Annotated in this window: 13 protein-coding genes; 5 read left to right on the forward strand and 8 right to left on the reverse strand. The window is 41.8% G+C overall.

Annotation, left to right across the window (positions count from 1 at the left end; genetic code table 11):
* Positions 1-23: 23 nt before the first annotated feature.
* The 5 genes from leuD to fabR all read right to left on the reverse strand — a co-directional run bounded on the left by leuD (position 24) and on the right by fabR (position 5,717).
* A complete protein-coding gene (gene leuD, locus LOC50_RS12985; RefSeq protein ID WP_069438564.1) occupies positions 24-623 on the reverse strand; it encodes a 3-isopropylmalate dehydratase small subunit in 600 nt (199 codons plus the stop codon).
* Positions 623-2,023 carry a 3-isopropylmalate dehydratase large subunit gene (leuC, locus tag LOC50_RS12990; protein ID WP_036980551.1) on the reverse strand — a complete coding sequence of 467 codons (1,401 nt, stop codon included), beginning with the start codon at positions 2,021-2,023 and terminating at the stop codon, positions 623-625. The genes leuD and leuC overlap by 1 nt, the downstream gene beginning before the upstream one ends.
* 56 nt (positions 2,024-2,079) lie before the next feature.
* A complete protein-coding gene (gene leuB / locus LOC50_RS12995) occupies positions 2,080-3,156 on the reverse strand; it encodes a 3-isopropylmalate dehydrogenase (protein ID WP_250653331.1) in 1,077 nt (358 codons plus the stop codon).
* A complete protein-coding gene (leuA, locus tag LOC50_RS13000; protein WP_250653332.1) occupies positions 3,153-4,706 on the reverse strand; it encodes a 2-isopropylmalate synthase in 1,554 nt (517 codons plus the stop codon). Before leuA ends, leuB begins: the two co-directional genes overlap by 4 nt.
* Before the next feature lie 393 nt (positions 4,707-5,099).
* Positions 5,100-5,717 carry an HTH-type transcriptional repressor FabR gene (gene fabR / locus LOC50_RS13005; RefSeq protein WP_013466159.1) on the reverse strand — a complete coding sequence of 206 codons (618 nt, stop codon included), beginning with the start codon at positions 5,715-5,717 and terminating at the stop codon, positions 5,100-5,102.
* A gap of 129 nt (positions 5,718-5,846) precedes the next feature.
* Between fabR and LOC50_RS13010 the strand changes: the two genes are divergently transcribed.
* Positions 5,847-6,980, forward strand: coding sequence for an acyl-CoA desaturase (locus LOC50_RS13010; protein WP_024602170.1), 1,134 nt, complete (start codon positions 5,847-5,849; stop codon positions 6,978-6,980).
* Between the two features lie 13 nt (positions 6,981-6,993).
* On the forward strand, positions 6,994-8,424 hold the full coding sequence (gene sthA / locus LOC50_RS13015) for a Si-specific NAD(P)(+) transhydrogenase (protein ID WP_214552743.1): 1,431 nt from the start codon (positions 6,994-6,996) through the stop codon (positions 8,422-8,424).
* A 267-nt stretch (positions 8,425-8,691) separates the two neighbouring features.
* Here the strand turns inward: sthA and hemE are convergent, their stop codons facing one another.
* Entirely contained in the window at positions 8,692-9,756 is a 1,065-nt protein-coding gene (gene hemE / locus LOC50_RS13020) for a uroporphyrinogen decarboxylase (RefSeq protein WP_013466162.1), read from the reverse strand.
* Positions 9,757-10,278: 522 nt separating this feature from the next.
* Here hemE and LOC50_RS13025 point away from each other — a divergent pair.
* Positions 10,279-10,749 (forward strand): Rsd/AlgQ family anti-sigma factor, encoded by a 471-nt coding sequence (locus LOC50_RS13025; protein ID WP_013466164.1) that lies wholly within the window; start codon positions 10,279-10,281, stop codon positions 10,747-10,749.
* Positions 10,750-10,811: 62 nt separating this feature from the next.
* Here LOC50_RS13025 and fkpA read toward each other — a convergent pair whose 3' ends face one another.
* The gene (gene fkpA, locus LOC50_RS13030) at positions 10,812-11,564 is read right to left on the reverse strand and encodes an FKBP-type peptidyl-prolyl cis-trans isomerase (RefSeq protein WP_036980556.1); all 753 of its coding nucleotides are present in this window, start codon (positions 11,562-11,564) and stop codon (positions 10,812-10,814) included.
* A gap of 195 nt (positions 11,565-11,759) precedes the next feature.
* Between fkpA and LOC50_RS13035 the strand changes: the two genes are divergently transcribed.
* Together LOC50_RS13035 and LOC50_RS13040 are read left to right on the forward strand one after the other, a co-directional pair.
* On the forward strand, positions 11,760-12,758 hold the full coding sequence (locus tag LOC50_RS13035; RefSeq protein ID WP_036980559.1) for a WD40 repeat domain-containing protein: 999 nt from the start codon (positions 11,760-11,762) through the stop codon (positions 12,756-12,758).
* Positions 12,745-12,960, forward strand: coding sequence for a SlyX family protein (locus LOC50_RS13040; protein WP_036980562.1), 216 nt, complete (start codon positions 12,745-12,747; stop codon positions 12,958-12,960). Before LOC50_RS13035 ends, LOC50_RS13040 begins: the two co-directional genes overlap by 14 nt.
* An 11-nt stretch (positions 12,961-12,971) precedes the next feature.
* Here LOC50_RS13040 and LOC50_RS13045 read toward each other — a convergent pair whose 3' ends face one another.
* Positions 12,972-13,175 (reverse strand): YheV family putative zinc ribbon protein, encoded by a 204-nt coding sequence (locus LOC50_RS13045; RefSeq protein ID WP_008114218.1) that lies wholly within the window; start codon positions 13,173-13,175, stop codon positions 12,972-12,974.
* Between the last annotated feature and the right edge of the window lie 49 nt (positions 13,176-13,224).

Raw genomic sequence — 13,224 nt, forward strand, 5'->3', positions numbered from 1 at the left:
GCTCCAGTTTCATATGTAAAAGGTTACTGCCACGGTCTCTCTGCGGCTAACTGCTTTTCAAACGCATCAATTTGCGGATTGAGGGTTTCGGTTACACCGATAAAGTCTAAGCCACTTAATAAACGTTCTTTTACGTCTTTGCGAATATCAAAGCGAATTGGCGCAAACTTATTACTGGTAAGCATCTGGTTTTCAAGATCCACATCAATGTGAATATCGTCGTGCTGCTCACTTAACACAAATAACTCTTCCAGCGTTTGCGCTGGCAATGCAATGGCAAGCATTTGATTGTTACCACAGTTATTAAAGAAAATATCAGCAAAGCTTTCAGCTAAAATCACTTCAAACCCATATTGCTTTAATGCCCATGGTGCGTGCTCGCGTGATGAGCCACAGCCAAAATTATCGCGGGTTAATAATATTTGCGCGCCTTGGTAACAAGGACGATTTAAAATAAATTCAGGGTTTGGCTCGCCATTATCTAAATAACGCCAATCGTAAAACAGTGCTGCATCAAAACCATCACGGCTTGTTGAGGTTAAAAACTGCTTAGGAATAATTTGGTCGGTATCGACGTTGTTTTTATCAAGTGGGGCCATTAAGCCGCTAAAATAGATGCTCATTAAGCTTCTCCTCTAATATCAACAAAGTGACCATGTATTGCAGCCGCTGCCGCCATTGCAGGGCTCACTAAGTGTGTACGCCCGCCGCGCCCTTGGCGACCTTCAAAATTACGATTCGAGGTGGAAGCACAGCGTTTACCAGCTCCTAAACGGTCATCGTTCATAGCTAAACACATCGAACAACCCGGCTCGCGCCACTCAAACCCTGCAGCTTTAAAAATATCGGCTAAGCCTTCATCTTCAGCTTGCTGCTTAACTAAGCCTGAGCCTGGAACAATCAGCGCTTCAATACCAGCTAAAACCTGTTTACCTTCAACAATTTTTGCTGCAGCGCGTAAATCTTCAATGCGGCTGTTGGTGCATGAGCCAATAAATACCGTGTCTACTTTGGCGCTTGATAGTTTATCGCCCGCTTTTAAGCCCATGTATTTAAGCGCACTGCGAATTGCATCGGCTTTAATTAAATCGGTTTCTTTATCTGGATCTGGAATACATTCATCAACGCCAATCACTTGCTCTGGATTAGTCCCCCAAGTAACTTGTGGTTGAATACTGCCTGCATCTAGCTCTACTTCTAAATCAAAATGAGCACCATCATCCGTTTTTAAAGTTTCCCAGTAGGCAACAGCGGCATCAAAATCAGCACCTTTGGGTGCAAACGGGCGGCCTTTTAAGTACTCATAAGTGATTTTATCTGGGGCAATTAAACCTGCCTTGGCGCCCATTTCAATGCTCATGTTACACAATGTCATACGGGCTTCCATTGATAGAGCTTCTATGCCTTCACCACAAAATTCAGCCACATAGCCAGTGCCACCAGCAGTGCCTAGCTTGCCAATAACCGCCATAATTAAATCTTTAGCTGTTACTGTAGGGCGTAATACACCGTTAATTTGAATTTTTAACGACTTCGCCTTTTTTTGCTGTAGCGTTTGCGTAGCTAATACATGCTCAACCTCTGAGGTACCAATACCATGTGCCAAGGCACCAAACGCACCATGCGTTGAAGTATGACTATCGCCGCAGACTATAGTGGTACCTGGTAAAGTAATCCCCTGCTCAGGGCCAATAACATGCACTATGCCTTGGTTTACTGAGTTTAAGTCGTACAGCAAAATGCCAAATTCTTTACAGTTTTCATCCAGTGCCATTAATTGATTTTTAGAGACTTCGCTAGCTGCATCCAGTGAACGACTTTTAGTTGAAACATTATGATCCATGGTGGCAATGGTTTTTTCTGGACAACGCACTTTACGATTTTTTTCACGTAAGCCGGCAAATGCTTGTGGTGACGTCACTTCGTGTACTAAATGACGGTCAATATAAAGTAAATCGGTTTGCTCATTAATGCTGGCAACGGTATGTGCTTGCCAAATTTTATTGTATAAGGTTTGGGCCACTTGCTAACTCCCTGATCTGATTGAGCCACAGCCTGACGGTGCTGTGGCTTTAATAATTAAATGCGTGAAACGATGGCCGCTGCTACATCGGTGGTGGTATAGCCGCCCTGCGGATAAATATCAGGCGTCCCCACTCCTGCTTCAACCGCCTCTGCGACTGCTTTTTCAATCGTACGAGCTGCTTCGTCTTGGCCTAATGAGTAACGTAGCATTAAGGCGGCACTTAAAATTTGTGCGATTGGGTTTGCCACCCCTTCTCCGGCGATATCAGGCGCTGAACCACCCGCGGGTTCATACAAGCCAAAGCCTGATTGATTTAAGCTAGCGGAGGGTAATAACCCCATTGAGCCGGTGATCATCGCGCACTCGTCCGATAAAATGTCGCCAAATAAGTTATCGCACAGTAATACATCAAACTGGCTAGGCTGTTTAACTAGCTGCATCGCTGCATTATCTACATAAATATAATCTAAGCTCACTTCTGGAAAGTCTTTACTCACTTCGGTTACCACTTCGCGCCATAAAACGCTTGATGCTAAAACATTGGCTTTATCGACCGAGGTTACATGATTGCTGCGCAATTTAGCGGCCTCAAAAGCAAAACGTGCAATACGCTCTATCTCTTTACGTGAATAAGTTTGCGTATCAAATGCAGTTTCTTCTGCCCCTTCGCCACTGCGACCTTTTTCACCAAAATAAATACCACCCGTTAGCTCGCGCACACATAAAATATCAAAGCCTTTTTCGCTAATATCAGCACGTAGTGGTGATGCAGCGCTTAATGCGGGTAACAACTGAGCAGGGCGTAAGTTACAAAACAAACCAAAGTGCTTGCGCAGTGGTAACAGTGACGCGCGCTCCGGTTGGTCATTAGGTGGTAAATGTTCCCACTTAGGACCACCTACTGAACCAAATAAAATAGCATCGGCGTTTTCACAAGCTTTTAAAGTGGTATCAGGAAGGGCTTTGCCAAACTCATCAATCGCAGCGCCGCCAATAGCATGGTGTTCACGGTTCAGAGTAAAACCAAACTTATCACTTACTGCATCAAGCACTTGCTCTGCAGCTGCCATAACTTCTGGGCCAATACCGTCGCCCGCTAATACGGCAACGCTGTAATGTGTTTTACTCATCCTGCTTTCCTTTGTTGTTTTAAATCAGACACTTTTTGTGCTCGATAAATTAAGTTATAAACCCGAACCATAGCGCGTACTGAGGCTTCGACCACATCGGCCGCAATACCGGCACCGTGATAAGGACGGCCATCATATTTAGCAATAATATTCACTTGTCCTAATGAGCTTGCACCTTGGCCGGTGGCCTCTAAATTGTATTCAATCATTTCAACGCTCATACCAGTTAAGCGCTCAATGGCTGCAAATGAGGCTTCTACCGGGCCGTTACCTGTGGCCGCTTCTTGTTTTGCTTCGCCATCAATCAACAAACCTATCGTTGAGCTGGCTACCGATTGAGAGTTCGACGTAGAGTGAACAAACTCTAATTGATATTTTTCATCTTTGTCGCTGATTTGATTAAAGTAAATCATTGCTTCTAGGTCGTAGTCATATACTGTGCCTTTTTGGTCAGCTAACGCAACGAAACTTTGGTATAAGCTATCCATGTCGTAATCAGATTTTTGATAACCTAACTCTTCTAAGCGATGCTCTATAACATGACGCCCTGAACGCGAGGTCATATTTAATTGATTACTTGGCACACCCACACTTTCAGGTGACATAATTTCATAGGTATTTTGCGCTTTTAAGACACCATCTTGGTGAATACCTGAACTGTGGGCAAACGCATTTTCGCCAACAATCGCTTTATTTGGCTGTACCGGCATATTACAAATTTTGGCTACTTGGCGAGAGGCGCGGTAAATTTCTTCGCTTTTTATATCGGTATATACGTTTAAATGGTCTTTGCGCATTTTCATGATCATCGCCACCTCTTCAAGTGAACAATTACCGGCGCGCTCCCCTATACCATTAATCGTACATTCGATTTGGCGAGCACCGGCTTGAACGGCAGCAACAGAGTTAGCAACGGCTAAGCCTAAGTCGTTATGGCAATGCACACTTAAACGGGCTTTATCAATATTTGGCACGTTGTTCATTAAATGACGGATCATTGCTGCGTATTCATCTGGCGTTACAAAACCGACGGTATCTGGCAAGTTAATCGTGGATGCACCGGCATTAATAGCTTGCTCAACTATTTTGCATAAATCCCAATGTGGTGTACGTCCTGCGTCTTCACATGAAAATTCCACATCATCAGTGTAATTACGGGCAAGCTTGATTGATTTAACCGCCATTGCAGTGGCATCATCAAGGCTCATTCGCAACTTGTGTTCAAGATGAAGCGGGCTGGTTGCAATAAAAGTATGAATACGGCTTTGCTGTGCACTGCGAAGCGCCTCGCCACAGGCCTCAATATCTTTGGCAACCGAGCGTGCTAAGCCACAAATAATAGGGCCTTTTACTTCAGTGGCAATTCGCTGCACTGAGCGAAAGTCAGCGGGGCTCGAAACCGGAAAGCCCACTTCCATGACATTCACATTTAAGCGGCTAATGGTATGCGCTAGTTGAATTTTATCATCTTCAGTCAGGCTTGCTTTAAGTGCCTGTTCGCCATCACGTAAGGTGGTATCAAAAATCCATACTTTATCTTGCTCTTGCATAACTGCCCCTCATTCCTGTGTTACCCAAATTTCGATTTATCCCTGCAGCGAGATAAAAAAAACCCCGCAATTGCGGGGTTTTGTTGTTTAGCTCAATGCAAACACACTAATCCCCGCTCACTTGCCACAGCAGTAAGAGGTTTAGTTTTAGTGTAATTAAACGATTAGTTTGCATTTGTTTTCTTGTGTGTGTCCAATGAGGCTTATTTTTATCATTGCAGCGCAGTAGGCGCAAGCATAAAAATGCCATAAAAATAATTACACAAGACTTTTAAGGGATTTAAAATTCAACAAATAGATAAAAAAGAGATAAAAAATTCAACCTCAGAGGGCGTGGCGTTTAAATTAACAAGCACCGTAAAGTACAGTGCTTATTTTAACTTTTTTTAATATTTACTCTTTCTTTTCTGCGCGTACGTAATTTGACGCACCACGAGTAATATAGCGTAACTGCCAAATAACTCGCTCAATTAATTCATCGCGTTGCTGACCTTCAATATCTAGCGCTTCGGCGCCAGCATTAAATACCAACGTAACCATAGCCTCTGCCTGAATATACGCATGAATCGCATCACAGGGCGTTTCACTTTCTAAATAATGAGCAAGCTCTAAAATAAAGTGTTTCACTTCACGTGCTACTGCCGCTCTAAATGCTTTTGAGGTACCCGAGCGCTCACGCAGCAATAACCTAAATTGATTACTAGAGTTATCAATAAACTCCATAAAAGTAACCACAGACGTATTTATTACACTGCCGCCACTGGCTATTCGCCTACGAGCTTGACGCATCAGCTGACGCAGCGTTAAACCCGCTTCATCAACCATGGTTAAACCTAGCTCGTTCATATCTTTAAAGTGACGATAAAAAGAGGTGGGCGCAATACCGGCTTCGCGCGCTACTTCACGCAAGCTCAAATTTGAAAAGCTATGATCAGCACTAAGCTGATTAAAAGCAGCTTCAATTAATGCTTGTCGTGTTTTTTGTTTCTGTTGTGCTCTAACGCCCGACATCAACAGCTCCCTGAATGAATTTGTAATAAATTTTTAATTAAAAAATAGCTAATAGTACAGTCTAATACTTGACGGCAGCAGATTGAAATATTATTTTAGCGTACAGTTGTACGCTGAGAAATGAGAAAGATGAAAAAACCACCACTTATATGGACCAACGTCCTTTTCTTTAGCCTGACGTTTTTGGCTGCTGTTACACTTGTACCTTGGTATGGGTTTAACTATGGCTTTACAGGCACACAATGGGCTGCTTTTGTAGCTTGCATGTTTTTCGCGGGATTATCGATCACTGCGGGTTACCATCGTTTATGGGCGCACAAAACTTACAATGCACACCCGGTCGTTGAATTTATTTTTGCCTTAGGCGGCGCGTTTGCTTTGCAAAACAGTGCACTGCATTGGAGCAGCGATCATCGTATTCACCACGGTCAAGTTGATGACCCTGTAAAAGACCCTTATGCAGCTACCAACGGCTTTTGGTATAGTCACATAGGCTGGATGCTGCGCGACTACCAAGGCGATAGCTACGGTGATTACAGCAATTGCCGCGACCTACAACGCAATAAAATAGTGATGTGGCAACATAAACATTACTTAAAGCTGGTAGTTGCCATGAATGTTGGTTTACCACTGGTATTAGGTTTAATGTTAGGTGATGTGTGGGGCATGTTATTACTAGCGGGACTACTTCGTTTAGTACTGAGCCAGCATTTTACCTTTTTTATTAACTCTGTTGCGCACATTTGGGGTTCTCGCCCTTACACAGAAAAAAATACCGCACGCGATAACGGCTTTTTAGCCTTATTTACTTATGGCGAGGGTTATCATAACTTTCATCATATTTTTGCTAGCGATTACCGCAACGGCATTAAGTGGTTTCATTACGACCCAACTAAATGGATGATCCGCTCGTTAGCAGCTCTTGGTCTAGCAAGTAAATTAAAGCGCACACCGGTTGAGCGCATCGAAAAAGCTAAAGCAGAAACCTTGATGAGCAAAACACAAGGTCGCCTCGCAAAATTGCCTTTAGCGCAAGATAAGCTTACATTATTACAACAAGAGTACGATTTGTTGCTTAAAAAACTGCAAAATTATTGCTCATTACAAAAACAAGTGTTGGAAGCTAAAAAAAATAATATGGCAAAGCAGTGTGAAAAGTCGGCATTAATGGCACAATATCACGAGCTTGAGGCCGCCTGGGAAACACAAAAACAGGCATGGCTAGCACTTAATGCGAGGTTATTAAAAGCCTCTTTTAGTTAAAATAGGAGTGGCTGTGGCCAAACAACCAGAAAAGAAAAAAGTACCCGTGACATACCAATATGATGCAATCATTATTGGCACGGGTCCTGGCGGTGAAGGGACCGCTATGAACCTCTCTAAAAGTAACAAAAAAGTAGCGGTTATTGAACGCCAAACAGCCGTGGGTGGTGGCTGTGTACATTGGGGTACCATTCCTTCAAAGGCACTTCGTCATTCTGTTAGTCGCTATATTGAATACAAAGCAAATCCTTTATTTAACGTAGGCGAGCGTCCGGTAAGACTTACCTTTCCTGATATTTTACGCCATGCCAGTTCGGTAATTTCAAAGCAGTCAAACTTACGCAGCAGTTTTTACGATCGTAACCGCATTCATATGTTTCAAGGCGACGCTAGCTTTGTTGATAAGCACACTATTGAAATTAGGCGTAATGACGGTTCTACTGAGCGCCTTACTGCACAAACGATTGTTATTGCTACCGGCTCACGACCTTATCGCCCACCAGGGGTTGATTTCACCCACTCACGAATTTACGAAAGTGACACTATTTTAGGCCTTGAACATGACCCTCATCGCGTACTTATATACGGCGCGGGTGTAATTGGTTGTGAATATGCATCTATCTTTAAAGGGATAGGTGCCAAAGTCGACTTAGTGAATACTCGCGATCGCTTATTGGCGTTCATGGATGCTGAAATATCTGATGCATTAAGCTATCACTTTTGGAATAGCGGTATTGTAATTCGTCATAACGAAGAATTTGATCGCATTGAAACCCGTGATGACTGCGTTGTTATGCATTTAAAATCGGGCAAACGTGTTAAAGCTGACTGTATTTTATTTGCCAATGGCCGAACCGGTAACACTGACACCCTTAATTTAGAAGCCATTGGCTTAAAAGCAGATAGCCGCGGACAGATAAAAGTAAACGAAACCTACCAAACAGAAGTAGACAATGTATACGCGGTAGGTGATGTTATTGGCTATCCAAGTCTTGCTAGTGCTGCCTTTGATCAAGGTCGAATTGCCGCAGATGCCATCGCGTGTGGTAATTGTGATGAAAAGCTGATTATTGATATTCCAGCCGGAATTTATACTATTCCTGAAATGAGTTCTGTCGGTAAAACAGAGCAGCAATTAACTGCTGCAAAAGTACCGTATGAAGTGGGACGTGCGCAATTTAAACATTTAGCCCGCGCGCAAATTGCAGGCACCGATGTGGGCAGTTTAAAAATATTATTTCATACAGAAACCAAAGAAGTACTCGGCGTGCACTGCTTTGGTGAGCGTGCCTCTGAAATTGTACATATTGGCCAAGCTATTATGGAACAAAAAAATGGTGGCAACACCATCGACTACTTTGTAAATACCACGTTTAACTACCCAACGATGGCAGAAGCCTACCGAGTTGCGGCGTTAAATGGCTTAAATCGCTTGTTTAAGTAATATTAAGCACTAGGTAACAAAAAGCCCGCTTGAATCAAGCGGGCTTTTTTAATAACTCATCATTATTTAGAAACTATTTAACCTGAACTTTGGTTAAGAGATTTACTAACATATTGAATCAAAATTGATATTTATTTTCTCTAGCCAGAGATTTCCAGTGAAAACAAGGCGAAATTACGCGTCAATAGCTCGCCTATTGCAAGTAAATTCAACGTAGTTAGCGCTGTAAATAGCTGCTTGAGATAGATTTATTATCCAGAGTTCAGGTTATTTATGATATTGCGCACTTAATTCATGCACGGCGTTAATGAATACACCGGCATTTTCTGGGTCAACATCTGGTGTAATGCCGTGGCCTAAATTAAATACATGGCCATTGCCAGTACCAAAGTCTTCTAAAATAGTACCAACCTCTTGGCGAATACGATCAGGCGTACCATGAAGCATTGATGGGTCCATATTACCTTGCAGTGCTACTTTATCGCCAACACGACGTTTAGCATCACCAATGTTAATAGTCCAATCTAAACCTACTGCGTCACAGCCCGTTGCGGCAATCGCTTCAATCCACTGACCACCATTTTTGGTAAATAAAGTAACCGGTACTTTACGGCCATCGTATTCACGAATTAAGCCATCAACAATTTTATGCATGTATTGCAATGAAAACTCATTGTAATCACGCGGGCTTAGTACACCGCCCCATGAGTCAAATACCATTAGCGATTGCGCACCCGCTTTAACTTGCGCGTTTAAGTAATCTATCACCGAATCAGCTAGTTTATCGAGTAATAAATGCAGTGTTTGCGGCTCAGCAAACGCCATTTTTTTGATTTTACCAAATACTTTACTGCTACCACCTTCAACCATGTAAGTTGCAAGTGTCCAAGGCGAACCAGAAAAACCAATTAATGGCACTTCGCCTTTAAGTTCACGACGAATAGTGCTCACTGCGTTCATTACATAGCCAAGCTCATCGGTAGGATCGAGTTTAGGAATTTTTTTAACATCAGCTAGTGACGAAATTGGGCGTTCAAACTTAGGGCCTTCACCTGTTTCGAAGTACAAGCCTAATCCCATTGCATCGGGAATAGTTAAAATATCACTAAACAAAATAGCTGCATCTAATGGGTAACGGCGCAAAGGCTGTAATGTTACTTCACAGGCTAACTCAGCATTTCTACACAGGCTCATAAAATCGCCCGCTTGTGCACGTGTAGCACGGTATTCAGGTAAATAACGTCCTGCTTGACGCATCATCCATACCGGCGTGACATCAACAGGTTGCTTGGCAAGGGCACGTAAATAACGGTCGTTTTTTAATTCGCTCATAGCGTATAGAGTCCTAGGGCTTTTAGAAATTGTGCAAGATTGTACCACCATATTCACGACCCCTCTATCGCTAAGCGATTAAATCGCTAAAGAGTAGCGCTAGATCAAGTAATTTTTAGTTTTCATGTTGCTTTGTACATAAAAAAACCAAACAAACGTTAATAATAAAAACTTTTCATTAAACTATTTGCAACACCTAAAAAAGCTTGATATTGTATCTCCCGCGTTAACAAAACAATAACAAAAATTGTTAATATAAAAATAATAAAAATCTCTAATAAAAATAAGAATGCTTGTTTAAACAAGTCTAATAAAGAAATTAAACCACCGTAATAGGTGGTTTTTTCTTGCCTGGAATAAACTACTTACAACTTATGCCCTTAAACAAAATTCCCTCTGGTATTACATCTATTTTACTTGTTGATATACACGCCAATTAAATATATCTTGGATAACATAAGTTTTATTTTTATAAGTTTTATTTTTAATTTAAAAAATCCAACCCAGCTTAGGAGAAGAATTATGCTGAAGCGTGTAGAAAAAGCTCAACAAAAGTGGGGGGGTAGCCATACGGTCATCGATAATTGGTTAAACGAACGCCAAGAGCTGATTGTTCTTTACTGTAAAATTGCAGGCTTTTCACCTTATGAGAAAAAAGATCAGTCTTTGCCTGAACCATCACAAATTCAGGCATTTTGCCAAATTTTAATGGATTATTTATCGGCCGGCCACTTTGAAGTGTACGACGATATTGCTAAAGCCTGTGAAAAGAAAGGCCTAGAAAGCCAGCAACTCGCTAATACGATATACCCTCGTATTTCAGATACCACTGACATCGCTCTGGATTTCAACGATAAGTACGCTGAGGTAGATGCTGAAGATTTACTAGAGGGCTTTGATAACGATCTTTCAGTAATGGGTGAAGCACTCGAAGCGCGCTTTGCACTTGAAGATGAGCTGATTGATAACTTATTTTCTAATCACACTGACTAATAATTAGTTATTCAACGTAATAAAAAAGGGACCTAAGGTCCCTTTTTTATTATCTATAACGCTTATTCTGCAGCGGCAGCTTCTGCATCATTTTGAATTTCTAATAATTCAACTTCAAAAATAAGTGTTGAATTAGCAGGAATTTTACCTAAGTCACGATCGCCGTAAGCAAGGTCTGAAGGAATAGTAAATTTGTACTTAGACCCTACAGACATAAGTTGTAAACCTTCAGTCCAACCAGGAATTACACGGTTTAGTGGGAACGTTGTTGGCTCGTTACGTGAGTAAGAGCTATCGAACTCAGTACCGTCTAACAATGTGCCTTTATAATGTACTTTAACCACATCAGTTGCTACTGGTTTTGCGCCTTCGCCTTCGCTCATTACTTCGTACTGTAAACCAGACTCAGTAACCATCACGCCTTCTTTTTTAGCGTTATCAGCTAGGTATTTTTCACCTTCAGCTTTGCTTTTTTCAGACTCTACTTTTGCTTTTTCTTCTTGTTTAGTGCGCACTGATTCATCTAATGCTGTTAGTACTTCACGAATTTTCTCTTCGTCAATTTTTGCATTACCCGCAAGTGCATCTTCAAAGCCTCGCATTAATAAAGCTTGGTCTAATTCAATACCAATTTCTTTTTTATCCGCTAAGTCTTTATTTAAAAAGTTACCTACAGATGCACCAATACCGTACGCTTGTTGTTGCGCTACAGTATCTAGTTTAACGTCTGCTTGCTCTTTTTTTGCTTCTTGATTACAAGCTGTAAGCGCTAAAACTGACGCTGCAATCAATGACAATTTAATCGTCTTTCTCATTTTAAATCTCCGACACACTTTGCAGTTGTCATTTATTGTAATATTACTAGTTAAAGATTAACGGCCTACATGGTAGGCTGCTTGTTTAATAGCTAAACTAAAAACATATCCAGTGATTAGACAAACAACCTAGGCGTTTAACGAGACCTAGTCTAACCTCTCAGTCACGAAGAGTTAAGAGGAAATACCTGTAATATGTCGTTATTTCGTACTTTTTTAGTCGCCACTTGCTGTTTATTAACAATTGCATGTAGTGATGAAAAACAACAAGCAGTGGCCAGTTTTGAGCACACAGCACAGGGCGCCTTTTCATCTGCGTTATCGCACGATGGTCAATACAGCTTAGTATCTTCTATTCATCATGGGGTCGCACTTTGGGATAATCAACAGCAAGCCCTTAAATACCAATGGTTTCAACAACAAGCGCAAGACAGCCTTGTTTACGCTGTAGCCATTGCTTTTGATAATAGCGTGGCTGTTACCGCCGAAAAAGCCACCTTTGCGGTCTGGGATATTGCCACCGGCAAAAATAAAGGCTTTTATAAAATACAAAAAGCCAGTATCCGCGATATTGCCATTAGTAACCAAGGCCAAAGTGTTGTTTACGGGCGTAGTGATGGCGTTGTAGTATTTATAAACCTTAATACTGGCAGACGCATTGAATTTTTAGGCCACCAAGATAAAGTAAACACCGTAGACCTATCACCTAATGGGCGCTATGCATTGAGCGGTTCAAACGATTATGTGGCCTACTTATGGGATACCCAAAGTGGACAAGTTATCCATCGCTTTAATCACCCAACCCGAGTAACCCAAGTCGCTTTAGATCCTCAAGGTCGTTATGCTTTTACCGCCGACAGTATGGCACAAGCAAATGTATGGGAGCTGACTACAGGTGACCTTGTTAGTAAACTAAAGTATATTGCGCGTCAGAAAATTTTTACCGCAGTGCGCTTTAACGATCAAGGCACTTTATTAGCAACCGGTTCACCCAATAAACGAGTTGATTTATGGCAGCTAACCAGTGGTGAAAAAATTCAAACATGGCAAGTCACTCCGCGAGAAGGCAGTAAGCCCAAATCGGCAGTGGTACTTGATGTGGCATTTACAGATAACGGTAAATCATTGTTAACTGAAAGCTCGAGCGGAATCGCTGAGCGCTTTATTATACGAGAACCAAATGAACACAATTGAACATCGGCTAATGGAACTTGAGGCTAAAGTGGCTTTTCAAGACGAAACAATTGAAATTTTGAATGATGAAATAAAAGTTCACCAGCAACAGTTGGCAAAAATAAAGCGCCAAACCGAGTTGCTGGCTGAAAAACTTAAAGAGTCGCAAGCATCGCAACCTATGATGTCGAATATACCGGAGCCTCCGCCACCGCATTACTAAACTGTTTAGGTTTAGTCGCCTGGATTAAACACGCCAATGATCTGTTCAAATTGGCGTGTTGATGCCTGCACAGCCTGCTCTGGTTGAGCCATTTTATGACCACACTGCATACATTCAACTTTTTCTACGTCATGCTCTTTGTAGAGCATTAACATATCCATGGTTTTACACTCAGGACACGTTGCTCCAGCAATAAATCGTTTTTTATGTTTCACTTCGTTTTTCCTACCATTTTAACTGACGTTATTTTATCGCAATATTTGC

It is taken from the genome of Pseudoalteromonas sp. SCSIO 43095 (assembly GCF_023650455.1).
GTDB lineage: Bacteria > Pseudomonadota > Gammaproteobacteria > Enterobacterales > Alteromonadaceae > Pseudoalteromonas > Pseudoalteromonas tetraodonis.